A 26,223-nucleotide genomic window follows, 5' to 3' on the forward strand; every position below is an offset into this window, starting at 1 on the left:
TAGGGTGGACGCATGCCTTTCTCCGTTGCCGTGGCCGGCGCGAGTGGTTACGCCGGTGGTGAGCTCCTGCGCTTGCTGGCCGAGCATCCCGACTTCGAGGTGCAGACCGTCACCGCGTTCCAGAACGCCGGTCAGCCACTCCTCGCGGTCCAGCCGCACCTGCGCTCGTTGGCGCACCTGACCCTGGTCGACACGACCCCCGAAGCCCTCTCGGGGCACGACGTCGTGTTCCTCGCCCTGCCCCACGGCAAGTCGGGGGCGATCACCGCCCAGTTGCCCGACGACACGCTCGTCGTCGACTGTGGTGCCGACCACCGGTTGACCGACGAGTCCGCCTGGCAGTCGTTCTACGGTGGCGAGTTCTACGGAGCCTGGTCGTACGGCCTGCCCGAACTCGTCCTCGGTGACACCCCGGGTCGCCAGCGCGACGTCCTGGTCGGGGCCAAGCGCATCGCGGTGCCCGGCTGCAACGTCACCGCGGTGACCCTGGGGCTGGCCCCCGGCGTCCAGGCGGGCGTCGTCGAGACCGCCGACATCGTGACCGTGCTGGCCGTCGGTCCGTCCGGGGCGGGCAAGGCGCTCAAGACCCACCTGTTGGCCAGCGAGTTGATGGGGTCGGCGTCGGCCTACGGGGTGGGCGGCAGCCACCGGCACATCCCCGAGATCCAGCAGAACCTCCGGGTGGCCGGCGCGACGGAGGTGAACGTCTCGTTCACCCCGGTGCTCGTGCCGATGGCGCGGGGCATCCTCGCCACGACGACGGCGCGTCTCGCCCCGGGCGTCACCGCCCACGACGTGCGATCCGCCTGGCAGCAGGCCTACGCGAACGAGCCCTTCGTGCACCTGCTGCCGGACGGCGAGTTCCCGCGGACGGCCGACACGATCGGTGCCAACACCGCCCTGATCGGACTCGCCGTCGATGAGGCCGCCGACCGCGTCGTCGTGGTCACCGCCCTCGACAACCTCGTGAAGGGCACGGCCGGTGCCGCCGTCCAGTCCGCCAACATCGCGCTCGGCCTGGCCGAGACCACCGGCCTCGGCCAGAACGGAGTCGCCCCGTGAGCGTCACCGCAGCAGCCGGTTTCGAGGCCTCCGGCGTCGTCGCCGGCCTCAAGAGCTCGGGCGCGCCGGACGTCGCCCTGGTCGTCAATCGAGGTCGCAGCACGGCTGCAGCGGCCGTCTTCACCAGCAACAGGGCCAAGGCGAACCCCGTCCTGTGGTCCCAGCAGGTCATAGCCGACGGTCGCGTCGACGCCGTCGTCCTCAATTCCGGAGGCGCGAACTGCTTCACGGGAGCCTTCGGCTTCCAGACGACGCACTCCACGGCCGAGACCGTGGCCGCCGCCCTCGGAGTGTCGGCGACGGACGTCCTCGTCTGCTCGACGGGCCTCATCGGCGTCGGCGACCAGACCTTCCGCGACAAGGTGCTGAGCGGCTCCACGGCCGCGGCCGACGCCCTGTCGGTCGACGGCGGCCTCGATGCCGCCACGGCCATCATGACGACCGACACCAAGCCCAAGCAGGCCGTCGTCTCGGGTGACGGCTGGGTCGTCGGCGGAATGGCCAAGGGTGCGGGCATGCTCGCCCCCGGACTCGCCACGATGCTCGTCGTGCTCACGACGGACGCCGACGTCGACGCGTCCGGTCTCGATTCCGCACTCCGCGAGGCGACCCGGGTCACCTTCGACCGTCTCGACTCGGACGGCTGCATGTCGACGAACGACACCGTCGTGTTGTTGGCCAGCGCCGAGTCCGGTGTCGCGCCTCCTGCCGGCGACTTCGCGGCGGCGGTCACGGCGCTCTGTGCCGACCTCGCCGAGCAGTTGCAGGCCGACGCCGAGGGTGCCTCGCACGACATCCGCATCGAGATCGTGGGGGCGGCATCCGACGACGACGCCGTCGAGGTGGGCCGTTCGATCGCTCGCAACAACCTCTTCAAGGCAGCCGTCTTCGGCAACGACCCCAACTGGGGCCGCGTGCTCGCCGCCATCGGCACCACGTCGGCCGAGTTCGACCCCTACGACGTCGACGTGACCATCAACGGCGTCCGCGTCTGCCACGCCGGGGCACCCGATCGGCCGAGCGACGACGTCGACCTGACGCCGCGAGCGGTCCACGTGCTCGTCGACCTGAAGACGGGGCCGGTCGAGGCGACCATCCTGACGAACGATCTCACGCACGACTACGTGCACGAGAACAGCGCGTACTCCAGCTGATGGGCGTCCACACGAGCACCGGTGCGACGGCGGCCGACGAGCAAGAGCTCGCGGCGGTCAAGGCCTCGACCCTGATCGAGTCCCTGCCCTGGCTGAAGCGCTTCTCGGGCAAGGTCGTCGTCGTCAAGTTCGGCGGCAACGCCATGGTCGACGACGCCCTCAAGCAGGCGTTCGCCGAGGACATGGTCTACCTGCGGTACGCCGGGTTGCACCCGGTGGTCGTCCACGGCGGGGGGCCACAGATCTCCGCCGCCCTCGACGCCGCCGGCATCGAGAGCGAGTTCCGGGGCGGCTACCGCTACACGTCGACCGAGGCGATCTCGGTCGTGCGCGACGTCCTGGCCGGCGAGGTCAACCGCGAGATCGTCGACCTGATCAACGAGCACGGCGACCTGGCCCGCGGTGTCTCCGGCGAGGGCTCGACCTTGTTCGAGGGTCGCAAGCGCGGTGTGGTGGTCGACGGCGAGACCTTCGACCTGGGACACGTGGGCGACGTGACACACGTCGACCCGTCGTCGGTGCTGGCCGAGATCGAGGCGGGGCGCATTCCCGTGGTGTCGTCGATCGCGACGAACACGATCGACCCGGAACACGCCCTCAACGTCAACGCCGATGCGGCGGCGGGGGCCCTGGCCATCGCCCTCGGTGCGGCCAAGCTCGTCGTCCTGACCGACGTCGCCGGGCTCTACGCCGACTGGCCGAACCGCGACTCGCTCGTCGAGGCCATCACGGTGTCGGCCCTCACCGACATGCTCCCGACCCTCGAGTCGGGCATGATCCCCAAGATGCGCGCCTGCCTCGACTCGGTCGTCGGTGGCGTCGGAGGAGCGACCATCATCGACGGTCGCATCCCGCACTCGATCCTCCTCGAGGTGTTCACCCAACGCGGGTCGGGCACCGAGGTGGTTCCCGACGACCGGGCGGCGTCGACCGGCGCCCCCGTCGTCACCTCGTTCGGCACCCCCGCCGGCGAGATCGTCACCACCGGGGGCACCGCTCCGGGTGGCCCTGCCGTGAGCGGCACCGACACGAAAGGACAGTCGTGACCATGATCCAGACCCAAGGCGGTACCTGGCAGCGCCGATTCGGCGACTCGATGATGCGTTCGCTGTCCACTCCGAAGGTGATGCTCGACCGCGGCGAGGGCTGCCAGGTCTGGGACGTCGACGGCAAGCGTTACCTCGACTTCCTGGCGGGCATCGCCGTGAACGCCCTCGGACACGCCCACCCGGTGCTCGTCGAGGCGCTCACCGAGCAGGCGAGCAAGCTGATCCACGTCTCCAACTACTTCGCGACGGCCCCGCAGGTCGAGCTCGCCGAACGGCTGACCCGCATCAGCGGTGCCGGCGAGCGTGGGCGCGTCTACTTCGGCAACAGCGGAGCCGAAGCCAACGAGGCCGCGGTCAAACTGGCCCGCCTCAACCGCGGTGACGGCTCGCGCACCCGCATCCTCGCCCTGCAGAACTCGTTCCACGGGCGCACCATGGGCTCGCTCGCGCTGACCGGCAAGCCGGCGCTGCGCGAACCGTTCGAGCCGATGATGCCCGGGGTCGAGCACATCGACACGACCGTCGAGGCACTCGAAGCGGCCCTCGACGGTACGGTGGCCGCCCTGTTCGTCGAGCCGATCAAGGGCGAGGCCGGCGTCGTCGACCTGCCCGAGGGCTACCTCGAGCGTGCCCGCGAACTCACCACGAAGCACGGGGCCCTGCTGATCCTCGACGAGATCCAGACCGGCATCGGCCGGACCGGCTCGTGGTTCGCCTTCCAGCAGCACGACATCGTCCCTGACGCCATCACCGTCGCCAAGGGCATCGCCGGGGGAGTCCCCATCGGTGCGCTCATCACCTTCGGCGACACGTCCGACCTGTTCGAGGCCGGTCAGCACGGCAGCACCTTCGGCGGCAACCCGCTCGCGACCGCCGCGGCCAACGCCGTGCTCGGCGAGATCGAGTCGAGCCAGCTCGTGCTCAACGCGATCGTCCGGGGCGACCAGCTCCGCGCGGCCGTCGAGTCGATCGGTTCGCCGCTCGTCCGCGAGATCCGCGGCAACGGCCTCCTGATCGGCCTGGGGCTGGCGCAGCCCGTCGCGGCCCAGGTCGCCGCCGACGCCCTCGAGGCCGGCCTCATCGTCAACGCCCCCAACGACTCGAGCATCCGTCTCGCGCCTCCCCTGATCGTCGGTGACGACGAGATCGCCGAGTTCACCCAGATCATGACCACCGTCCTGAAAGGCCTCGAATGACCCGCCACTTCCTCCGGGACGACGACCTGACCACCGCCGAGCAGCTCGAGGTGCTCGATCTCGCCGACGAACTCAAGCGCGACCGCTGGTCCCAGCGCCCGCTGGCCGGTCCGCAGACCGTCGCCGTGATCTTCGACAAGTCGTCGACCCGTACCCGGGTCTCCTTCGCGGTCGGCATCGCCGACCTCGGCGGCAGCCCGCTGATCATCGCCACCGCGAACAGCCAGCTCGGCGGCAAGGAGACCCCGTCCGACACGGCGCGCGTGCTCGAGCGCATGGTGTCCGCCATCGTCTGGCGCACCTACGCGCAGTCCGGCCTCGAAGAGATGGCGGCGGGGACGACCGTGCCCGTCGTCAACGCGTTGAGCGACGACTTCCACCCGTGTCAGCTGCTCGCCGACCTGCAGACCATCCGCGAGAAGAAGGGCACGCTCGCCGGCCTCTCGGTGGCCTTCGTCGGTGACGGGCGCTGCAACATGGGCCAGTCGTACCTGCTGGCCTGCGCGACCGCGGGCATGCACGTCCGCATCGGTGCCCCCGAGGGCTTCCTGCCCGACCCGACCGTCGTGGCCGACGCCGAGGCGATCGCCGCGCGGACGGGCGGCTCCGTGCTCGTCACGACCGACGCGGTCGAGGCCGTCGCCGGGGTCGACGTCGTCGTGACCGACACCTGGGTCTCGATGGGCAAGGAGGACGAGAAAGACGAACGGGTCGCCGTCTTCGGATCGTTCAAGGTCGACCAGGCCTTGATGGCCCAGGCCGACCCCGACGCGATCTTCCTGCACTGTCTCCCCGCCGACCGCGGGTACGAGGTCACGGCCGACGTCATCGACGGCCCGACCAGCGTCATCTGGGACGAGGCCGAGAACCGGCTGCACGCCCAGAAGGCGCTGCTCACCTGGCTGCTGGCCCGCTGAGCACCCCCACCACCTCACACACACGTAGCCACACCCACACCACTCAAGGAGAACCATGGCGGAACGCGTCGTCCTCGCATACTCAGGAGGCCTCGACACCTCGGTCGGCATCGGCTGGTTGGCCGATGCCACCGGAAAAGAGGTGGTCGCCCTCGCCGTCGACGTCGGACAGGGCGGAGAGGACATGGAAGACATCCGACAGCGTGCCCTCGACTGCGGTGCGGTCGAATCGGTCGTCGTCGACGCCAAAGAAGAGTTCGGCACCGATTACCTGATGCCGGCCCTCAAGGCCAACGCGCTGTACCAGAAGACCTACCCGCTGGTGTCCGCCCTCAGCCGTCCGCTGATCGCCCGCCACCTGGCGTCGGTCGCGAAGGAACTGGGTGCGAACAGCGTGGCCCACGGGTGCACCGGCAAGGGCAACGACCAGGTCCGCTTCGAGGCGGCCGTCGCGGCCCTCGCCCCCGACCTGACGAGCATCGCCCCGGTCCGTGACCTGGCCCTCACCCGCGACAAGGCGATCCTCTACGCGGAAGAGCACGCCCTTCCCATCCGCCAGAGCGCCAAGAACCCCTACTCGATCGACAAGAACGTCTGGGGCCGTGCCGTCGAGACCGGGTTCCTCGAGGACCCCTGGAACGCTCCCATCGAGGACCTGTACGAGTACACGCAAGACCCGGCCGTCGTCAAGGACGCCGACGAGGTCGTCATCAGCTTCGAGGCCGGAGTCCCGACGGCGATCGACGGCGTGGCGTTCACCCCGCTGGGCATCGTCGAGCGCATGAACGAGCTCGCCGGCAAGCACGGCGTCGGCCGCATCGACGTCGTCGAGGACCGGCTCGTCGGCATCAAGAGCCGCGAGGTCTACGAGGCCCCCGGCGCGATGGCGCTGATCGCCGCGCACGAGGCGTTGGAGGCCCTGACCATCGAGCGCGACCTCGGCCGGTACAAGCGTGGCGTCGAGGCCGAGTGGTCCAACCTCGTCTACGACGGCCTGTGGTTCTCGGGTCTCAAGCGGTCGCTCGACGTCTTCATCGACGACACGCAGAAGTACGTGTCGGGCGAGATCCGTCTCAAGCTGCAGGGCGGGCGCGCGGTCGTCACCGGTCAGAAGAGCGACGCGAGCCTCTACGACTTCGACCTCGCGACCTACGACACGGGAGACACCTTCGACCAGTCCCTGTCGAAGGGCTTCATCGAGATCTGGTCGCTGCCCAGCAAGATCTCGGCTCGTCGCGACCTGGCCCACGGGGCGTGACCGACGCGAGCGGGCTCGGCGAAGGGTCGGGCAAGAACGAGCGAGCAGGCGAGGCGGGCGCCCTCTGGGGCGGCCGCTTCGCCTCCGGGCCGTCCGCCGAGCTCGCCGCGCTCAGCAAGTCCACGCAGTTCGACTGGCAGCTGGCCTCGTACGACATCGCCGGGTCGCGGGCACACGCCAGGGCTCTGGCGGCGGCGGGATACCTCGACGCGTCCGAGCTCGAGGCCATGCTGTCGGCGCTCGACCGGCTCGAGTCGGACGTGCTCGACGGCACGTTCACCGCGGCCGAGACCGACGAGGACGTGCACTCCGCCCTCGAGCGGGGCCTCATCGGCATCGCCGGCGCCGAGCTCGGCGGCAAGCTCCGGGCGGGGCGTAGCCGCAACGACCAGATCGCGACGCTGGTGCGCTTGTACCTGCGCGACCACGCCCGCGTCATCGGCCGGCAGGTCGTCGACCTGGTCGACGCGATCGCCGGTCAGGCGACGGCCCACCCGTCGGCCGTGATGCCCGGCCGGACGCACCTCCAGCACGCCCAGCCGGTGCTGTTGGCGCACCACCTCCTCGCCCACGCCTGGCCTCTGGTCCGCGACCTCGAGCGCCTGCGCGACTGGTCGCGTCGGGCCGGTGCCTCGCCGTACGGAGCGGGTGCCCTCGCGGGTAGCTCGCTGGGGCTCGACCCGCTCCTCGTGGCGACCGATCTGGGCTTCGACCGCACGACCGAGAACTCGATCGACGCGACGGCCAGTCGTGACGTCGTGTCGGAGTTCGCGTTCGTCACGGCGTCCATCGGCATCGACCTCTCGCGGCTGGCCGAAGAGATCATCCTCTGGAACACCCGCGAATTCGGCTTCGTCCGTCTGCACGACGCGTTCTCGACCGGGTCGAGCATCATGCCGCAGAAGAAGAACCCCGACATCGCCGAGCTCGCGCGCGGCAAGTCGGGGCGGCTCATCGGCAACCTGACGGGTCTGCTCGCGACGCTCAAAGGGCTGCCGCTGGCCTACAACCGAGATCTCCAGGAAGACAAAGAGCCGGTGTTCGACTCGGTCAGCCAGCTCGAGGTGCTGCTCCCGGCGTTCACGGGCATGGTGGCGACCCTCGATTTCGACGAGGTCCGCATGGCCGAGCTCGCGCCGCAAGGATTCTCACTCGCGACCGACGTCGCCGAGTGGCTGGTCCGTCAGGGGGTCACGTTCCGCGACGCACACGAGATCAGCGGCGAGCTGGTGCGGTTCTGTGAACAGCACGACCTCGAGCTGCACGAGCCCACCGACGAGCAGTACCGGTTCGTCTCGGCGCATCTCACACCCGAGATCCGCCCCGTCCTGACGGTCGAGGGCTCGATCGCCAGCCGTCGAGGGGCCGGCGGCACGGCTCCCGAGCGGGTCGCCGAGCAGCTCGCGCAGCTGACCGAGCAGATGCGCCACCTGGTCCGGTCCCTCGCCCCGGCGGCAGCGTGACCCGTCGACGACCGGGCGCTCGTGACGACCGGCCGGTCCGTGCCTGGGTGGTCCCCGTCGTCGTCGCGATCGCCGTGGCGGTGCTCGTCGCCGTCGCGGTGATCGCGGTCGCCAGTGGTCAGCGCTTCTTCTGAACGAGACGATCGCGGTGAGCACGGGGGAGCGGTGACGACGACACCCGACGACGACGTGCTCGAGGCACTGCTGGCCGAACCGGCGCTGGCCGTCGCGCCGCGCCTCCTGGGCTCGGTCTTCTGGTCGGGCGGCGTCGGCATCCGCCTGACCGAGGTCGAGGCGTACCACGGTCAGGGGCAGGACCCCGGCTCGCATGCGCACCGGGGCCGGTCGGCGCGCAACGACAGCATGTTCGAACGCGGCGGAACGCTCTACGTGTACCTGTCCTACGGCATCCACCGCTGCGTCAACATCGTGTGCGGGCCCGAGGGCTTCGCGTCCGGTGTCCTCTTGCGTTCGGGCGAAGTGGTGGCCGGCGTCGACGAGGTCCGGGCGCGCCGGACCACGTCGCGGACGTCGGCCGACCTCGCCCGAGGTCCCGGCCGTATCGGCTCCGCACTCGGCATGGAGCTCGGCGACGACGGCTCACGCCTCGTCGCCGACACCCCCGGTCAGGAGGCGCGGTTCCGCCTTCGCCTCCCGTCCGCACCGGTCGGTCCGATCGCCGCCGGCCCGCGTGTCGGTGTGTCGGGTCACGCCGGTGGCGACGCGTTCCCGTGGCGCTTCTCGCTCGAGGGTGATCCCTCGGTCTCCCCGTACCGCGCCGCCGTCTCGCGACGACGCGGTGGGGCGTGAAGACGGTGACGGAGGCCGCTGGTACCGTTTCCGACGTGACCAGTGAAACGACTGCAGACGTCCTGGCCGCCCAGAGCAACGACCCCTCGTTCGACGACGTGTGGGACGAGATGCAGTGGCGCGGCCTGGTGCACGTGTCGACCGATGCCGACGCCCTCAAGACCCTTCTCGCCGGTGCGCCGATCACGTACTACTGCGGTTTCGACCCGACGGCCCCCAGCCTCCACCTCGGCAACCTCGTGCAGTTGCTCACCATGCGCCGCCTGCAGCTCGCCGGTCACCGGCCCCTGGGACTCGTGGGCGGGTCCACCGGCCTCATCGGCGATCCACGCCCCACCGCCGAGCGGGTGCTCAAGACGCCCGAGCAGACGGCCGAGTGGGTCGACCGCATCCGCGTCCACGTCGAGAAGTTCCTCTCGCCCGACGGTGACAACGGTCTCCGAGTGGTGAACAACCTCGACTGGACGTCTCCGCTCAGCGCCATCGAGTTCCTGCGCGACATCGGCAAGAACTTCCGCGTCAACACCATGCTCAAGAAAGACGCCGTGGCCGCGCGTCTCAACTCCGACGCCGGCATCAGCTACACCGAGTTCAGCTACCAGATCCTCCAGGGCCTCGACTTCCGCGAGCTCTACCGCAGCTACGACTGCGTCCTGCAGACCGGCGGCAGCGACCAGTGGGGCAACCTCACCAGTGGCACCGAACTCATCCGCCGCACCGAAGGCGTCTCGGTCCACGCGATCGGCACGCCGCTGATCACCAACACCGACGGCACCAAGTTCGGCAAGAGCGAGGGCAACGCGGTCTGGCTCGACGCCGAGTTGACCAGCCCGTACGCGATGTACCAGTTCTGGCTCAACACCGACGACGCCGACGTCGTCCCTCGGCTCAAGGTCTTCACGTTCCTCTCGCGTTCCGAGATCGAGCGGCTCGAGAGCGCCGTCGCCGACGAACCGTTCCGTCGGGAGGCGCAGCGAGCGTTGGCCTGGAACGTCACGTCCCTGGTCCACGGCACCTCGGCCACGCAGTCGGCCATCGACGCAGCCGCCGCCCTCTTCGGGCAAGGAGACCTCGCGGTCCTCGACCCGCGGACTCTCGCCAGTGCCATCGCCGAGTTGCCGGCGGCCGAGGCCGATGCGTCGACCACGATCGCTCAGGCGTTGGTCGACACCGGACTCGTCGTGTCGTTGGGTGCCGCCCGCCGGGCGACGGCGGAGGGTGGCGTCTACGTGAACAACACCCGGGTCGAGAACGGTGATGCTCTGGTCGCCGACTCGAGCCTCGACGGGGGAGTCGTCGTGCTCCGACGCGGTAAGAAGACGCTGGCCGGCGTCACCGTCAAGGTCTGACCCCGAATCGACCTCCGGACGACGGAAGCCCGTTCCCTCGTCGAGGGGGCGGGCTTGACGTCATCCCACGGCAGGGGACGCACGCGGTTGGCCGTACTTTCAGGGATTCAGTCACGCGACACGCCCGGGATGCCTCGACATTTGGAGGTGCGACCGGTGAGCTGTGTAAAGTAATCCGAGTCAGCCCAAAGGTGCGGCGGAACGGCTAGGACAGCGACCAGCAATGGTTCTGCTCCGGAGTTCCCCGGCCTCAAGTGGTGACATCCTCCCCGAAGCCAAGCCGTTTACGGCTTGCGATTCGTGTGGTAGGGTTTCAAATCCATCCTCTGGTCAAAGCCAGGTGCTGGTCCTCACCGCGTGGGGGCTGGAAATCGAGTCGTTCCGACTTGGTCCATCAGGATGGTACGGTTCCACAGCAGCTTCGAGCGAAGGTCTTTCCGGCCGGGCCTCGAGTGCGTTTGGTCCTTGAGAACTCAACAGCGTGCACATTGTCAAATGCCAAATTATACCCTGGCATTGCTTGTGGCTTCATCTTTGGTGGGGTTGTGAGTGGTGTTTAGGTTTCTTTGAGATTGATGGACAACAACAATCGTCAGATTGTTTTGTTCTTTAGTCAGCATCAAATTCAGCAGTCATGGCCTATTCCGGTTGTGCTGTTTTTTCTTTTACGGAGAGTTTGATCCTGGCTCAGGACGAACGCTGGCGGCGTGCTTAACACATGCAAGTCGAACGATGAACTGGAGCTTGCTCCAGGGATTAGTGGCGAACGGGTGAGTAACACGTGAGTAACCTGCCCTTGACTCTGGGATAAGCGCTAGAAATGGCGTCTAATACCGGATACGAGCTTCAGCCGCATGGCTAGGAGTTGGAAAGAATTTTGGTCAAGGATGGACTCGCGGCCTATCAGCTAGTTGGTGAGGTAATGGCTCACCAAGGCGACGACGGGTAGCCGGCCTGAGAGGGTGACCGGCCACACTGGGACTGAGACACGGCCCAGACTCCTACGGGAGGCAGCAGTGGGGAATATTGCACAATGGGCGAAAGCCTGATGCAGCAACGCCGCGTGAGGGATGACGGCCTTCGGGTTGTAAACCTCTTTTAGTAGGGAAGAAGCGAAAGTGACGGTACCTGCAGAAAAAGCACCGGCTAACTACGTGCCAGCAGCCGCGGTAATACGTAGGGTGCAAGCGTTGTCCGGAATTATTGGGCGTAAAGAGCTCGTAGGCGGTTTGTCGCGTCTGCTGTGAAATCTGGGGGCTCAACCCCCAGCCTGCAGTGGGTACGGGCAGACTAGAGTGCGGTAGGGGAGATTGGAATTCCTGGTGTAGCGGTGGAATGCGCAGATATCAGGAGGAACACCGATGGCGAAGGCAGATCTCTGGGCCGTAACTGACGCTGAGGAGCGAAAGCATGGGGAGCGAACAGGATTAGATACCCTGGTAGTCCATGCCGTAAACGTTGGGAACTAGATGTGGGGGCCATTCCACGGTCTCCGTGTCGCAGCTAACGCATTAAGTTCCCCGCCTGGGGAGTACGGCCGCAAGGCTAAAACTCAAAGGAATTGACGGGGGCCCGCACAAGCGGCGGAGCATGCGGATTAATTCGATGCAACGCGAAGAACCTTACCAAGGCTTGACATATACCGGAAACGTCCAGAGATGGTCGCCCCGCAAGGTCGGTATACAGGTGGTGCATGGTTGTCGTCAGCTCGTGTCGTGAGATGTTGGGTTAAGTCCCGCAACGAGCGCAACCCTCGTTCTATGTTGCCAGCACGTTATGGTGGGAACTCATAGGAGACTGCCGGGGTCAACTCGGAGGAAGGTGGGGATGACGTCAAATCATCATGCCCCTTATGTCTTGGGCTTCACGCATGCTACAATGGCCGGTACAAAGGGCTGCGATACCGTAAGGTGGAGCGAATCCCAAAAAGCCGGTCTCAGTTCGGATTGAGGTCTGCAACTCGACCTCATGAAGTCGGAGTCGCTAGTAATCGCAGATCAGCAACGCTGCGGTGAATACGTTCCCGGGCCTTGTACACACCGCCCGTCAAGTCATGAAAGTCGGTAACACCCGAAGCCAGTGGCCTAACCCTTGTGGATGGAGCTGTCGAAGGTGGGATCGGTGATTAGGACTAAGTCGTAACAAGGTAGCCGTACCGGAAGGTGCGGCTGGATCACCTCCTTTCTAAGGAGCATGTACTCGCCCCGCGGTATACACGGGGGTCAACGAGTCAAGTCGGTTTCGAAGCGAATGTCTTCGGCCGGCGCTCATGGGTGGAACATTGACAATGGCTCTTCGCGGAGAGCATCAGCGCTAGTACGGCACCTTCGGGTGTCTGGAAGGTGAGGGTGTTCGAGGTGGGGGGCGTGCACGCTGTTGGGTCCTGAGGGACCAAGCACCCATGCTTTGAGTGTGGGGGTTTTTCCTCTGGGCCATGAAAGTCCTGCATCAATCGCAGGGTGATCATGGTGCCGCCCGTATTTTGAGAACTACACAGTGGACGCGAGCATCTTAGTCGCAAGCAGGGCCGGCCTTCGGGTTGGTTGTTGTTTGTGATACTAAGTGCAATTTCTTAGACCAATCCGCCCTTTGGGTGTGGTTGGCGAATGAGATAACACTGAGCTGTCAGTCTTTGGCTGGCAGCAACTTTGTGGTCAAGTTTCTAAGAGCAAACGGTGGATGCCTTGGCATCTGGAGCCGAAGAAGGACGTAGAAATCTGCGATAAGCCTCGGGGAGCTGATAATCGAGCCCTGATCCGAGGATTTCCGAATGGGGAAACCCCGCCAGGCGTTATGTCTGGTGACTCCCGCCTGAATATATAGGGCGGGTAGAGGGAACGTGGGGAAGTGAAACATCTCAGTACCCACAGGAAGAGAAAACAACAGTGATTCCGTCAGTAGTGGCGAGCGAAATCGGAAGAGGCTAAACCGGTCATGTGTGATAGACGGCGGTCGTTGCATGGTCGGGGTTGTGGGACCCGTTGTCCTGTTCTGCCGGACAGGAACAGTTACAGCGCAGTATAGGCGAACAGCTTTGAATGGCTGGTCATAGAGGGTGCGAACCCCGTAGCCGAAATGCTGGCGCTGGCTGAATGGGGATCCCAAGTAGCTCGGGGCCCGAGAAATCCCGTGTGAATCTGTCAGGACCACCTGATAAGCCTAAATACTCCCAGATGACCGATAGCGGACAAGTACCGTGAGGGAAAGGTGAAAAGTACCCCGGGAGGGGAGTGAAATAGTACCTGAAACCGTTTGCTTACAAACCGTTGGAGCCTCCTTGTAGGGGTGACAGCGTGCCTTTTGAAGAATGAGCCTGCGAGTTAGCGATATGTGGCGAGGTTAACCCGTGTGGGGTAGCCGTAGCGAAAGCGAGTCTTAATAGGGCGATCCAGTCGCATGTCCTAGACCCGAAGCGAAGTGATCTATCCATGGCCAGGTTGAAGCGACGGTAAGACGTCGTGGAGGACCGAACCCACTTAGGTTGAAAACTGAGGGGATGAGCTGTGGATAGGGGTGAAAGGCCAATCAAACTTCGTGATAGCTGGTTCTCTCCGAAATGCATTTAGGTGCAGCGTTGCGTGTTTTCTTGCCGGAGGTAGAGCTACTGGATGGCCGATGGGGCCCAAAAGCTTACTGACGTCAGCCAAACTCCGAATGCCGGTAAGTGAGAGCGCAGCAGTGAGACGGTGGGGGATAAGCTTCATCGTCGAGAGGGAAACAACCCAGACTACCAACTAAGGTCCCTAAGCGTGTGCTAAGTGGGAAAGGATGTGGAGTTGCATAGACAACCAGGAGGTTGGCTTAGAAGCAGCCACCCTTGAAAGAGTGCGTAATAGCTCACTGGTCAAGTGATTCCGCGCCGACAATGTAACGGGGCTCAAGCACACCACCGAAGTTGTAGATTTCGTATTATAGACAAGCCTTCGTGGTTCAGTCGTACGGAGTGGTAGGAGAGCGTCGTGTGGCCAGTGAAGCGGCGGTGTAAACCAGCCGTGGAGGCCACACGAGTGAGAATGCAGGCATGAGTAGCGAAAGACGGGTGAGAAACCCGTCCTCCGAAAGACCAAGGGTTCCAGGGCCAGGTTAATCCGCCCTGGGTAAGTCGGGACCTAAGGCGAGGCCGACAGGCGTAGTCGATGGACAACGGGTTGATATTCCCGTACCGGCGAAGAACCGCCCAAGCTAATCCAGTGGTGCTAAGAGTCCTAACCCGGCTGAGTGGATCCCTTCGGGGTGATGCCGGCCGGTCTAACGCTCGACCCCATGCTGGTGCGGTTAACGTATTAACAGGTGTGACGCAGGAAGGTAGCTGAGCCAGGCGATGGTATCCGTAAGGTGAACCTGGTGTAAGGATGTAGGGCTGACGATAGGCAAATCCGTCGTCAATGCGCCTGAGATCCGATGCGTACCCCGATTGGGGGAAATCAGTGATCCTATGCTGCCGAGAAAAGCATCGACGTGAGGTTCAAGCCGCCCGTACCCCAAACCGACTCAGGTGGTCAGGTAGAGAATACCAAGGAGATCGAGAGAATCGTGGTTAAGGAACTCGGCAAAATGCCCCCGTAACTTCGGGAGAAGGGGGGCCGGAACCGTGATGGGATTTACTCCCGGAGCGGGAAAGGCCGCAGAGACCAGTGGGAAGCGACTGTTTACTAAAAACACAGGTCCGTGCCAAGTCGCAAGACGATGTATACGGACTGACGCCTGCCCGGTGCTGGAAGGTTAAGAGGAAGGGTTAGCGCAAGCGAAGCTCAGAATTTAAGCCCCAGTAAACGGCGGTGGTAACTATAACCATCCTAAGGTAGCGAAATTCCTTGTCGGGTAAGTTCCGACCTGCACGAATGGCGTAACGACTTCCCAGCTGTCTCAACCGCGAACTCGGCGAAATTGCACTACGAGTAAAGATGCTCGTTACGCGCAGCAGGACGGAAAGACCCCGTGACCTTTACTACAGCTTGGTATTGGTGTTCGGAGTGGCTTGTGTAGGATAGGTGGGAGACTGTGAAGCTTGGACGCTAGTTCAGGTGGAGTCATTGTTGAAATACCACTCTGGTCACTTTGGATATCTAACTACGAACCGTGATCCGGTTCTGGGACAGTGCCTGGTGGGTAGTTTAACTGGGGCGGTTGCCTCCCAAAAAGTAACGGAGGCGCCCAAAGGTTCCCTCAACCTGGTTGGCAATCAGGTGTCGAGTGTAAGTGCACAAGGGAGCTTGACTGTGAGACTGACAAGTCGAGCAGGGACGAAAGTCGGGACTAGTGATCCGGCAGTGGCTTGTGGAAGCGCTGTCGCTCAACGGATAAAAGGTACCTCGGGGATAACAGGCTGATCTTGCCCAAGAGTCCATATCGACGGCATGGTTTGGCACCTCGATGTCGGCTCGTCGCATCCTGGGGCTGGAGTAGGTCCCAAGGGTTGGGCTGTTCGCCCATTAAAGCGGTACGCGAGCTGGGTTTAGAACGTCGTGAGACAGTTCGGTCCCTATCCGCTGCGCGCGTAGGAAATTTGAGAAGATCTATCCCTAGTACGAGAGGACCGGGATGGACGAACCTCTGGTGTGTCAGTTGTTCTGCCAAGGGCACCGCTGATTAGCTACGTTCGGAACGGATAACCGCTGAAAGCATCTAAGCGGGAAGCCGGCTTCGAGATGAGATTTCCATACCCTTAGGGGTGAGAGGCTCCCAGCTAGACTACTGGGTTGATAGGCCGGATGTGGAAGTGGGGACTAACGACCCATGGAGCTGACCGGTACTAATAAGCCGATAACTTGACAACACTCCCTCCCTGTAGAGGTGGGGGAAAGCTGCTTGCGTCCACTATGTGGTTCCCGAAATACGGTCGGGAACAACTCAACAGACAAGTCGCCACATCTGTAACGGATGGGGTGCATGGTCTGAAACAGACTTCACCACCAGTGATGGTGTGTGGTAAATGTTTCGGCGGCCATAGCGAGAGGGAAACGCCCGGTCACATTCCGAACCCGGAAGCTAAGACTCTCAGCGCCGATGGTACTGCAAGGGGGACCTTGTGGGAGAGTAGGACACCGCCGGACTCCTTTTAGTGCGAACAGCACACGAAACACCAGAAGAGCCGCCCCAGTTGGGGCGGCTTTTCTGCGTTACGGGACGAATCTCGCCCAGCCGAACCGCGCCTCCTGCAGTCGTGGTCGCTTTGGTAGAGTCGACCCTTCACAACTCGACAGCTGGCAGAGAACAACAGAGGAGCACTTCGGTGACTGATCGCGACGACGACGACCGCAAGGACGGCCCACGCCGTCCCTCCTCGGGCTCTGGCAGCAGTGGGGCGAACCGCGGTGGGGGCACAGGCCGGCCCTCATTCGGTGACCGGGGCCGATCGTCGAGCGATCGCCCGGCCGGCGGGCGTTCTCCGCGCGGCGAGCGTCCGTCCGAGGGACGTCCCTCCAACGGACGCCCCAGCGGGGGGCGACCCTCGAGCGGCGGGCCACAGCGCGGGGATCGTCCGTCCTACGGTGATCGGCCCCAGCGAGGGGATCGTCCCTCGCATGGTGACCGGCCTCAGCGGGGAGATCGTCCGTCGTCGGGCGACCGTCCGCAGCGCGGTGGTCGCCCGGGTGGCGACGATCGTCGCGGAGCAGGGCCTCGTACCGGTTCGACGGGACGTGGTGATCGTCGAGAGGGCTGGACGCCCCGCGAGACCCCGGAAGACCGTGACCCGTTCGGCATCAAGTCGGTCCGTCCGGCGCAAGAGGTCGCGCACGTCCCGGATGACGTCGAGCCCCGTGATCTGGACAAGGTCGCCCGTGGTGAGCTCAAGACGCTCAGCAAGGAGAACGCGGACTGGGTGGCCAAGCACCTGGTCATGGCTGGTCGTCTGATCGACGAGGACCCGGAGGAGGCCCACAAGCACGCCCTCTCGGCAGGACGTCGGGCCGGGCGCATCTCCGTCGTCCGCGAGACGATCGCCATCACGGCCTACCAGGTGGGGGACTACGCCCTCACCCTCCGCGAACTACGCACCTACCGTCGCATCTCGGGCCGTGATGACCAGTTGCCTCTCATGGTCGACAGTGAACGAGGTCTGGGTCGTCCCGAGCGGGCGCTCGAGCTCGGGCGGTCCGTCGACGTGTCGACACTCGACGTCCAGGTGCGCGTCTCACTGGCCATCGCGATGTCGGGTGCCCGTCTCGACCTCGGCCAACCCCAAGCTGCTCTGGGCGAGCTCGAGATCCCCCAACTCGACCGGATGACAGCTTTCAGCTACAGCCCGGCCCTCTTCGCCGCCTACGGCACGGTCCTCGAGGATCTGGGTCGCCCCGACGAGGGGGAGAAGTGGCTCGAACTCGCCGACCGGGCCGAGGACGCTCTCGCGGCCCTCGAACACGGTGGCGCCGACGGCGAGACCGTGGAGATCGTCGAGGAGGACGTCGAATTCTCCGACGAACGACCCGTCGCCCTCGACGAGCCCGGTGAGCTGACCATCGAAGAGTCGGATGAACCGATGTCTGACGAGCCCGGTGAGCTGGCGCTCGGCGAGCCCGACGGCGTGCCAGGGGAGTCCCACGGCGGCGCCGACGACCTCGACGGACCCGAGCATCGTCCGGACGACCGCGCGGACGAGCAGCACGACGAGGAGCAGGGCCACCACGATGAGACTGCCGATCCCGAGACGACCCCGCAGGGCACGGACCACGTCGACGACCACCGTGCCTGACGCGGTGACGCCTCTCGACGGCGTCGACACCGTCCTCGCCGACCTCGACGGGGTCGTCTACCGGGGGCGGCACGCCATCGACCACGCGGTCGAGAGCCTGACGGACCTGGCTCGTACCCGTCGCGTCGGGTACGTCACGAACAACGCGTCGCGGACCGCCGAGACGGTGGCCGGTCAACTGGCCGGTTACGGACTCGAGGTGGACGCGGACGACGTGGTGACGTCCCCGCAGGCCGCCGTGCGCCTCCTCGTCGATGCCGTGCCCGCCGGCTCGACGGTGCTGGTCGTCGGCGGCGAGGGCCTGACGTCGGTGCTCGAGGCCGAGGGCTTCGTCGTCACCCGTTCGGCCGACGACGCGCCCGCGGCGGTCGTGCAGGGTTTCAGCCCTGACGTCGGATGGGCGCAGCTCGCCGAGGCGTCCTTCGCCTTGCACACGGGCATCCCGTGGATCGCGACGAACACGGACTGGACGATCCCGCAGGAGCGTGGTGTCGCGCCCGGCAACGGAACGCTGGTGTCCGCGGTCCACACGGCCGTCGGGCGCCTGCCCGTGACCGCCGGCAAGCCCGAGACCCCGATCTTCACCGCGGCCGTCGAGAGGTTCGGGGCGACGAAGGCCGCGTTCATCGGGGACCGGCTCGACACCGACATCGTCGGCGCGAATGCCGCGGGACTCGTCTCGATCCTGGTGCTGACCGGCATCGACGGCGCGAAGCAGGTGCTCGCCGCCGACGCGAAGTCCCGGCCGGACTTCATCGTCGGCGACCTCCGTGAGTTGGACCAGCCGTATCCCGACACCGTCGAACACGACGAAGAGGACGTGCACGTCGTCACGGTCCGTGGGGCGAGCGTCGCCGTCCGCGGTCACGTGGTGCGGGTGTTGTCCGACGGAGGCGACCCCGTCGACCTGCTGCGCGCGGGGGCCGCCGCGGTGTGGGGGACAGGCAAGGCCATCTACGGGCTCGACGTCGACCCGAAGCTGCACGCCGACGGCTGATCGCTCCCGACCCGACCGTCAGGGGCGGCGGCTAGTCTGGTCGGCACCATGAGCGACCATCCCGACGCGACCGTCCGCGGCGACACCGACCTCGACGTCGTGGACGCCGCAGACCGTCAGGAGGCGCAGGTGGCGTCTGCCGAGCAGCTGTCGGGCATCGAGTCCCTCCCCTTGTCCTCGCGGGCCGAGGCCTTCGCCGCGATCCACGACGAGCTCCGCGCCGTGCTCGAGGGCACCACCGACGACATCGGTCAGGGCGGTCGATGACGGCCGCCGAAGCGCCGGGGGATCGACTCGACTCGGTCCTCGCCCGGCGTGGTCTCGCCCGGTCACGGACGCATGCCGCCCGCTTGTTGTCGGACGGATTGGTGACCGTCAACGGCGTGGGAGTGGTCAAGGCGTCCGCTCGGGTGGGCGAGTCGGACGACGTCGCCGTCGCCGGCCTCGACCACTACGTGAGTCGTGCGGCACACAAACTCCTGGGTGCGCTCGACGCGTTCCGGGTCGACCCCACGGGCCGGACGGCCCTCGACGTCGGAGCGTCCACGGGCGGGTTCACGCAGGTCCTCCTCGAGCGCGGGGCCGAGCACGTGGTCGCCCTCGACGTCGGCCACGGTCAGTTGGCCAACCCGGTTCGTTTCGACCCGCGAGTCATGATCGTCGAGGGCGAGAACGCGCGCTACCTGACGGCCGAGCGGTTCGCGGCGTTGACGACCCGTGCCTCCTCGGTGTCGCTCGTGGTGGCCGACGTGTCGTTCATCTCCCTGACGATGGTGCTGCCCGCACTCGTGGCGAGCGTGGGTGTGGACAACGACTTCGTCCTGCTGATCAAGCCGCAGTTCGAGGTCGGCCGACAGGGCGTCCGGGAGGGTCTCGTGCTCGACCCCGTGCTGCGGAACGAGGCCGTCACCACGGTGTTGTGGGCCGCCCACGACCTGGGGCTCGGCACGGCCGGGCTCATCTCGTCCCCGATCGTCGGCGGCTCGGGCAACCGCGAGTACTGTGTGCACTTCTCGGCCTCGGTCGGGACGAATCCGACAGAATGGCTCAGCACGGCCGACAGCTTGACGAGAGGGTGAACGACATCTCTTCGACACGACACATCCTGGTCGTCTCGCACACGGGGCGTCCCGACTCCATCGACGCCGCCCTCGAGGTCTGCGGGTTGTTGGGCGACGCCGGTGTGGTTCCCGTCCTTCCCCGCGACGAGTGGGACGACATCCGTCGGGCCCAGCCCACGGCCGCCATCGACGACGTCGAGATCCTGTTCGACGGCGTGGCCTGCGACGACCTCGAATGCGTCATCGTCCTGGGTGGCGACGGCACGATCCTCCGTGCCGCCGAGTTGATCCGCGGTACCCGCGCTCCCATCGTCGGGGTCAACCTCGGCCACGTCGGGTTCCTGGCCGAGAGCGAGCGCGACGAGATGGCCGACACCGTCGCCCGCGTCCTCGCGGCCGACTACGAGGTCGAGGAGCGGTTCGCGCTCGACGTCAAGGTCACCAACGGTGACGAGGTCGTCTACGAGACCTGGGCCATGAACGAGGCCACGGTCGAGAAGGCCTCACGCGAGCGCATGCTCGAGGTCGTCATCGAGGTCGACGGTCGTCCTCTGTCGTCCTTCGGTTGCGACGGCGTGGTCATGTCCACGCCGACCGGCTCGACGGCCTACTCGTTCTCGGCCGGCGGCCCGGTGGTGTGGCCTGCCGTGCAGGCGTTGCTGCTCGTGCCGCTCAGTGCCCACGCGCTCTTCGCCCGACCACTCGTCGTCGGGCCCGACTCGGTGCTCGCCGTCGAGGTGCTGAGCCGCACGGACGCTCGCGGCATCCTGTGGTGTGACGGTCGCCGCGAGCACGACCTGCCCCCGGGGGCCCGGGTCGAGTGCAGCCGCTCCGACCAGCCCGTGCGACTGGCCCGCCTGCGGACGGGCCCGTTCACCGATCGCCTCGTGGCCAAGTTCCAGCTCCCCGTCACGGGCTGGCGCGGACCGGCCACCGTCGAGGACGTCGCCGTCGGGGCCACCATCAGCCCGACCACGTCCGATCCGGCCCGCGAGGGCGACCGATGATCGAAGAGATCTCGATCCGCGACCTCGGCGTGATCGGTCGCGCGACCCTGCCGCTCGGCCCCGGCTTCACGGCCGTCACCGGCGAGACGGGGGCGGGCAAGACCATGGTCGTCTCGGCGCTCGGCCTGCTGCTCGGTCAGCGTGCCGAGAGCGGTGTCGTCCGCTCGGGCAGCCCCCAGGCCGTCGTGGACGGGCGCTGGCTGGTCCCTGCCGAGGGGGCCATCGTCGAGCGCGTCCGGGACGCGGGCGGCGACGTCGACGACGGCGAGCTCTTCCTCAGTCGCGTGGTCTCGGCCGAGGGACGTAGCCGTGCGGTGGTCGGCGGACGCACGGCCCCGATCGGCGTGCTCGGCGACCTCGCCGACCACCTCGTGGTGGTCCACGGCCAGTCCGAGCAGATCCGACTGAAGTCCGCTGCCGCCCAACGCGCGGCCGTCGACGCGCACGGCGGGGCCGCCCTCGCCGAGGCCGCCGCACACTACCGTGGCGCGTACGACGCCTGGCTGGCCGCCCGAGCCGAACTCGACGAGATCACCCGCGACCGCGACGCCCGACGTGACGAGGCCGACACCCTGCGGGCCGCGATCGACGAGATCGAGGGCCTCGCCCCCGTGGCCGGCGAACTCGACGAGCTCGATGCCGCGGCCGAGCGACTCAGCAACGCCGAAGACCTCAGGCTGGCAGCCGGCCTCGCCCACGAGGTGCTCTCGACCGACGCGGTCGACGGGACCCGCGACGTCGTCTCCCTCGTGGAGGAGGCACGCCGTCAGATCGAACGCGTCGCCCCGCACGACCCGGCGCTCGAGCCCATCGCCGACCTGCTGGCCGAGGTCAGCGTGCAGGTCGGCGAATCCGCCTCCCGACTGTCGAGCTACCTCGGCACCCTCGACGCCGACGTGGCCGTCGAACTCGAGTCGGTGCAGACCCGGCGCGCGGACCTCGCCGGGCTCGTCCGCAAGTACGGCCCCACCCTCGACGACGTCATCCGCCTCCTCGACGACGGCAGCCGACGCCTGGTCGAGCTCGACGGCGACGACGACCGCCTCGCGCACCTCGACGACGAGGTCGCCGAGCTGCGGGCCGAGGCCGAACGACGGGCGGGCGTCCTCGGGGACCTGCGCCGCGCCTCCGGGGCCGACCTCTCGACGCGGGTCAGCGCCGAGCTGAGCGCCCTCGCCATGACCGGTGCCGAGATCGTCGTCGAGGTCTCGCCTCGGGACGAGCTCGGGACGAGCGGCGGCGACGTCGTCTCGCTCCTGCTGAGGCCGCACCCCGGCAGCGAGCCCCGCCCCCTCGGCAAGGGCGCGTCCGGCGGCGAACTCTCGCGCGTCATGCTCGCGCTCGAGGTCGTCATGGCCGGGTCGAGCGACGTGCCCACCTTCGTCTTCGACGAGGTCGACGCCGGCGTCGGCGGTTCGGCCGCGATCGAGATCGGCCGACGCCTGGCGGCGCTCGCCGAACGGGCACAGGTCATCGTGGTGACGCACCTGGCCCAGGTCGCCGCGTTCGCCACCAACCACCTCCGCGTCGTCAAGGACGCCTCGGGCGAGGTGACGGCGAGCAGCGTGCACCAGCTCGAGGGCGACGAGCGAGTCGCCGAGATGGCCCGCCTGCTCTCAGGGCTGCCCGACAGCTCCAGCGGTCTCGAACACGCCCGTGAACTGCTCGAACTCGCCTCGTCGGCCCGCCGACCGGCCACGGCCGACACACGTTCGTAACAGGCGTGGCCTGTCGGAACGGCTCGGTGTGACATAGGATGGAATCCCGTGGTGAACGTTGAGAACTCGGGTCCAGATGCCAGCACGACGAAGCACATCTTCGTCACCGGAGGCGTCGTCTCCTCCCTCGGAAAAGGCCTGACGGCCGCCAGCCTGGGCAATCTGCTCACGGCCCGCGGGTTGCGGGTCGTCATGCAGAAGCTCGATCCGTACCTGAACGTCGATCCGGGCACCATGAACCCGTTCCAGCACGGTGAGGTCTTCGTCACCGACGACGGCGCCGAGACCGACCTCGACATCGGGCACTACGAGCGGTTCCTCGACATCGACCTCGGTCAGTCAGCGAACGTCACGACGGGGCAGATCTACTCGACCGTCATCGCGAAGGAACGACGCGGCGAGTACCTCGGTGACACCGTGCAGGTCATCCCGCACATCACCGACGAGATCAAGCGGCGCATGCGCCAGCAGGCCGACGACGACCCCAAGCCCGACGTGATCATCACCGAGGTCGGCGGCACGGTCGGCGACATCGAGAGCCAGCCGTTCATCGAGGCCGCCCGTCAGGTGCGCCACGAGCTCGGTCGCAAGAACGTCTTCTTCGTGCACGTCTCCCTCGTGCCCTACATGGGCGCGTCGGGCGAGCAGAAGACCAAGCCGACCCAGCACAGCGTCGCGGCCCTGCGCTCGATCGGCATCCAGCCCGACGCCCTCGTGCTGCGCAGCGACCGTCCGGTCAGCGAGAGCAACAAGAAGAAGATCGCCCTGATGTGCGACGTCGACGAGGACGCCGTGGTCAACGCGAAGGACGTCGCGAGCATCTACGACATCCCGGCCATGCTGAACGACCAGGGGCTCGACGCGTACATCATCGACCACCTGGGCCTCGGCGAGAAGGCCGGCGAGGTCGACTGGTCGGGCTGGCAGCCCGTCTTGACCGCCGTCCACGAGCCGAAGCACGAGGTCACGATCGGCCTGGTCGGCAAGTACATCGACCTGCCCGACGCCTACCTCTCGGTCACCGAGGCCCTCAAGGCCGGCGGGTTCGCACACCAGACCAAGGTGTCACTGACCTGGATACCCTCCGACGACTGCGAGACCGCCGAGGGCGCCGCGAAGGCCCTCAGCAAGGTCGACGGCATCTGCGTGCCCGGTGGCTTCGGCATCCGCGGCATCGAGGGCAAGCTCGGCGCGCTGCGCTTCGCGCGCGAGAACGGCCTGCCGGCGCTCGGCCTGTGCCTCGGCCTGCAGTGCATGGTCATCGAGTACGCGCGCAACGAGGCCGGCCTGACCGGCGCCTCCTCGTCCGAGTTCGACCCCGACACCGAGTACGCGGTAGTCGCGACCATGGCCGAGCAGGTCGACATCATCGCCGACGGTGACCTGGGCGGCACCATGCGCCTCGGCCTCTACCCGGCCGCGTTGACGCCGGGCTCGCTCGCCGCCGACCTCTACGGGTCCGAGCTGGTGTCCGAGCGTCACCGCCACCGCTACGAGGTCTCGAACCAGTACCGTCAGCAGATCGCCGACGCGGGCCTGCGCTTCTCGGGCACCTCACCCGACGGCACGCTCGTCGAGTACGTCGAACTCGACCGCGACGTCCACCCGTTCTACATCGGGACGCAGGCCCACCCCGAACTGCGGTCCCGCCCCAACGACGCGCACCCGCTGTTCGCCGGGCTCGTGGCGGCGTCGCTCGAGCGCCACGATGCGAGCAAGCTGTTCGCCGACGAAGCCGACGCCGCCGAGGTCGTGGCGTGACCGACACGACCGGTGAGCCGCTCGCCGACGAACCAGCGTCGCCGACGATCACGAAGTCCGAGGTCGTCTTCGAAGGCGCGGTCTGGAACGTCAAGCGCGACACCGTCGACTACAACGGCTCGCCGATGGTGCGCGAGTACGTCGCGCACACCGGTGCCGTGGCGGTGCTGGCCGTCGACGACCAGCAGCGCGTGCTCGTCATCAAGCAGTACCGGCACCCGATCCGCTCCCGCGACTGGGAACTGCCCGCCGGCCTGCTCGACGCCGAGGGTGAGAGCAAGCTCGACGCCGCGAAGCGCGAGCTCGCCGAAGAGGCCGACCTGCAGGCGACGAACTGGGACGAGCTCGTCTCGTTCCACACCACACCCGGCGGCAACGACGAGATGGTCACGGTCTTCCGGGCGACCGGCGTCGGCGCCACGGCGGACGCGTTCGAGCGGAGCGACGAAGAAGCCGACATCGAGAAGCGCTGGGTCTCGCTCGACGAGATCGTCGACGGAGTGCTGGCCGGCCGGCTGCACAACTCGATCCTCAGCATCGCGGCGCTCGCCGCGGTCGCGTCCCGCTGAGGCGTGCGTCGCCGAGGTGGCACGGCGGTCCCGGCCGTAGCCTGACCTCGTGACGATCGAGGAGGCGCTGGACAGGTACCTGAGGCACGTCTCGGTCGAGCGTGGTCTCAGCCCGAACACGACCGCCGCGTACCGCCGCGACCTCGTCCTCTGGCGAGCGCACCTGGCGGAGGCCGGACGGCGCACCCTGGACGAGGTCGAGGCCGCGGACGTCGCGACGTTCCCCGCGGCTCTGGTGACCCGCGTCGAGAAGCCGCTCGGCGCCTCCTCGGTGGCCCGGGTGTTGTCGTCGGTGCGCGGTTTCCACCGCTTCGCGCTCGAGGAGGGGCTGGTCGCGGTGGACGTGGCGGCCACCACCCGCCCGCCCAAGCTGCCGAGTCGCCTGCCCAAGGCGATCTCGGTGGGTCAGGTCGAGGCGCTGCTCGCCGCGACGGACGGTGACGAACCGACCCGGCTGCGCGACAAGGCCCTGCTCGAGCTGCTCTACGCGACGGGGGCACGCGTGAGCGAGGCCGTGTCGCTCAACGTCGACGACGTGATCGAGGGCGACGTCGTGCGCCTGTTCGGCAAGGGGAACAAGCAGCGCGTCGTCCCGCTCGGCAGCTACGCGCGCCGGGCTCTCGACGCCTACCTGGTGAGGGCCCGACCGGTGTTCTCTCCGCGGGGAGACCCGACGCCCGCGCTGTTCCTCGGCACGCGCGGGGCCCGGGTGTCCCGGCAGAACGCGTGGCTGATCATCCAGGCGGCGGCCGACCGGGCGCAGCTCGGCGTCGAGGTGTCGCCGCACACGTTGCGGCACTCGTTCGCGACGCACCTGCTCGAGGGCGGGGCCGACGTCCGGGTCGTGCAGGAGTTGCTCGGGCACTCGTCGGTCGCGACGACGCAGATCTACACGCTGGTGACGGCGGACGCGCTGCGGGACGTCTACTCGACGGCGCACCCGCGTGCCCGGTGGGCGTCGTCACCCGCGTGACGACCCGGCGACGACCCGACGACGACCCGGCGCCCACCAGGCGGGGACCCGAGGCCGACCCGGCCCCGACCCGGCCCCGACCAGGCGCTGACCAGGCAAAACCCTCAAGCAAGGCATGAGGCTTCCTGGTGACGGGCCGGGCGCGGCAGCCCGTCGGCGTCGGGGGGCGCCGGTACTCTCGTACCC

The 26,223-nt window shown here is 66.9% G+C and carries 19 protein-coding genes and 3 rRNA genes; all 22 read left to right on the forward strand.

The window, feature by feature from the left end; genetic code table 11:
• The first annotated feature begins 12 nt into the window (after positions 1–12).
• The 22 genes from argC (at position 13) to xerD (ending at position 26,037) form a co-directional block, all read left to right on the forward strand.
• Positions 13–1,062: an N-acetyl-gamma-glutamyl-phosphate reductase gene (argC, locus tag OVA02_RS07640; protein WP_267659552.1), complete on the forward strand. Its 1,050-nt coding sequence runs from the start codon at positions 13–15 to the stop codon at positions 1,060–1,062.
• The gene (gene argJ / locus OVA02_RS07645) at positions 1,059–2,216 is read left to right on the forward strand and encodes a bifunctional glutamate N-acetyltransferase/amino-acid acetyltransferase ArgJ (RefSeq protein WP_267659553.1); all 1,158 of its coding nucleotides are present in this window, start codon (positions 1,059–1,061) and stop codon (positions 2,214–2,216) included. Before argC ends, argJ begins: the two co-directional genes overlap by 4 nt.
• Positions 2,216–3,262 carry an acetylglutamate kinase gene (argB, locus tag OVA02_RS07650; RefSeq protein WP_137847534.1) on the forward strand — a complete coding sequence of 349 codons (1,047 nt, stop codon included), beginning with the start codon at positions 2,216–2,218 and terminating at the stop codon, positions 3,260–3,262. The genes argJ and argB overlap by 1 nt, the downstream gene beginning before the upstream one ends.
• 2 nt (positions 3,263–3,264) lie before the next feature.
• On the forward strand, positions 3,265–4,461 hold the full coding sequence (locus tag OVA02_RS07655) for an acetylornithine transaminase (RefSeq protein WP_123571770.1): 1,197 nt from the start codon (positions 3,265–3,267) through the stop codon (positions 4,459–4,461).
• Complete coding sequence (gene argF, locus OVA02_RS07660; protein ID WP_123571769.1) at positions 4,458–5,378, forward strand: ornithine carbamoyltransferase; 921 nt, start codon at positions 4,458–4,460, stop codon at positions 5,376–5,378. The genes OVA02_RS07655 and argF overlap by 4 nt, the downstream gene beginning before the upstream one ends.
• 55 nt (positions 5,379–5,433) lie before the next feature.
• Complete coding sequence (locus tag OVA02_RS07665; protein WP_267659555.1) at positions 5,434–6,636, forward strand: argininosuccinate synthase; 1,203 nt, start codon at positions 5,434–5,436, stop codon at positions 6,634–6,636.
• Positions 6,633–8,099, forward strand: a complete 1,467-nt coding sequence (argH, locus tag OVA02_RS07670; protein WP_267659556.1) for an argininosuccinate lyase — start codon at positions 6,633–6,635, stop codon at positions 8,097–8,099. The genes OVA02_RS07665 and argH overlap by 4 nt, the downstream gene beginning before the upstream one ends.
• Positions 8,096–8,233 (forward strand): hypothetical protein, encoded by a 138-nt coding sequence (locus OVA02_RS07675; RefSeq protein WP_192122614.1) that lies wholly within the window; start codon positions 8,096–8,098, stop codon positions 8,231–8,233. Before argH ends, OVA02_RS07675 begins: the two co-directional genes overlap by 4 nt.
• Before the next feature lie 31 nt (positions 8,234–8,264).
• A complete protein-coding gene (locus OVA02_RS07680) occupies positions 8,265–8,909 on the forward strand; it encodes a DNA-3-methyladenine glycosylase (protein WP_157485480.1) in 645 nt (214 codons plus the stop codon).
• 110 nt (positions 8,910–9,019) lie between these two features.
• Positions 9,020–10,258 carry a tyrosine--tRNA ligase gene (gene tyrS / locus OVA02_RS07685; protein WP_082460607.1) on the forward strand — a complete coding sequence of 413 codons (1,239 nt, stop codon included), beginning with the start codon at positions 9,020–9,022 and terminating at the stop codon, positions 10,256–10,258.
• Between the two features lie 664 nt (positions 10,259–10,922).
• A 16S ribosomal RNA gene (locus tag OVA02_RS07690) occupies positions 10,923–12,442 on the forward strand.
• A 468-nt stretch (positions 12,443–12,910) separates the two neighbouring features.
• Positions 12,911–16,034 (forward strand): 23S ribosomal RNA (locus OVA02_RS07695).
• 160 nt (positions 16,035–16,194) lie between these two features.
• A 5S ribosomal RNA gene (rrf, locus tag OVA02_RS07700) occupies positions 16,195–16,311 on the forward strand.
• Together the 16S, 23S and 5S rRNA genes form the textbook arrangement of a ribosomal RNA operon.
• Positions 16,312–17,099: 788 nt before the next feature.
• Entirely contained in the window at positions 17,100–17,951 is an 852-nt protein-coding gene (locus tag OVA02_RS07705; protein ID WP_200922571.1) for a hypothetical protein, read from the forward strand.
• 4 nt (positions 17,952–17,955) lie between these two features.
• Positions 17,956–18,948, forward strand: coding sequence for an HAD-IIA family hydrolase (locus tag OVA02_RS07710; RefSeq protein ID WP_235452434.1), 993 nt, complete (start codon positions 17,956–17,958; stop codon positions 18,946–18,948).
• 48 nt (positions 18,949–18,996) lie between these two features.
• The gene (locus tag OVA02_RS07715; protein WP_056044884.1) at positions 18,997–19,215 is read left to right on the forward strand and encodes a hypothetical protein; all 219 of its coding nucleotides are present in this window, start codon (positions 18,997–18,999) and stop codon (positions 19,213–19,215) included.
• Positions 19,212–20,027, forward strand: a complete 816-nt coding sequence (locus tag OVA02_RS07720; RefSeq protein ID WP_056044882.1) for a TlyA family RNA methyltransferase — start codon at positions 19,212–19,214, stop codon at positions 20,025–20,027. The genes OVA02_RS07715 and OVA02_RS07720 overlap by 4 nt, the downstream gene beginning before the upstream one ends.
• A gap of 5 nt (positions 20,028–20,032) precedes the next feature.
• Entirely contained in the window at positions 20,033–21,016 is a 984-nt protein-coding gene (locus tag OVA02_RS07725; protein WP_235452437.1) for an NAD kinase, read from the forward strand.
• Complete coding sequence (recN, locus tag OVA02_RS07730) at positions 21,013–22,734, forward strand: DNA repair protein RecN (RefSeq protein ID WP_056044880.1); 1,722 nt, start codon at positions 21,013–21,015, stop codon at positions 22,732–22,734. The genes OVA02_RS07725 and recN overlap by 4 nt, the downstream gene beginning before the upstream one ends.
• A 51-nt stretch (positions 22,735–22,785) precedes the next feature.
• Positions 22,786–24,495 carry a CTP synthase gene (locus tag OVA02_RS07735; protein WP_082460201.1) on the forward strand — a complete coding sequence of 570 codons (1,710 nt, stop codon included), beginning with the start codon at positions 22,786–22,788 and terminating at the stop codon, positions 24,493–24,495.
• Entirely contained in the window at positions 24,492–25,064 is a 573-nt protein-coding gene (locus OVA02_RS07740; protein WP_056044878.1) for an NUDIX domain-containing protein, read from the forward strand. Before OVA02_RS07735 ends, OVA02_RS07740 begins: the two co-directional genes overlap by 4 nt.
• 49 nt (positions 25,065–25,113) lie before the next feature.
• On the forward strand, positions 25,114–26,037 hold the full coding sequence (gene xerD, locus OVA02_RS07745; RefSeq protein WP_056044877.1) for a site-specific tyrosine recombinase XerD: 924 nt from the start codon (positions 25,114–25,116) through the stop codon (positions 26,035–26,037).
• Positions 26,038–26,223 lie beyond the last annotated feature (186 nt).

This window comes from Frigoribacterium sp. SL97 (assembly GCF_026625765.1).
Classification (GTDB): Bacteria; Actinomycetota; Actinomycetes; order Actinomycetales; family Microbacteriaceae; genus Frigoribacterium.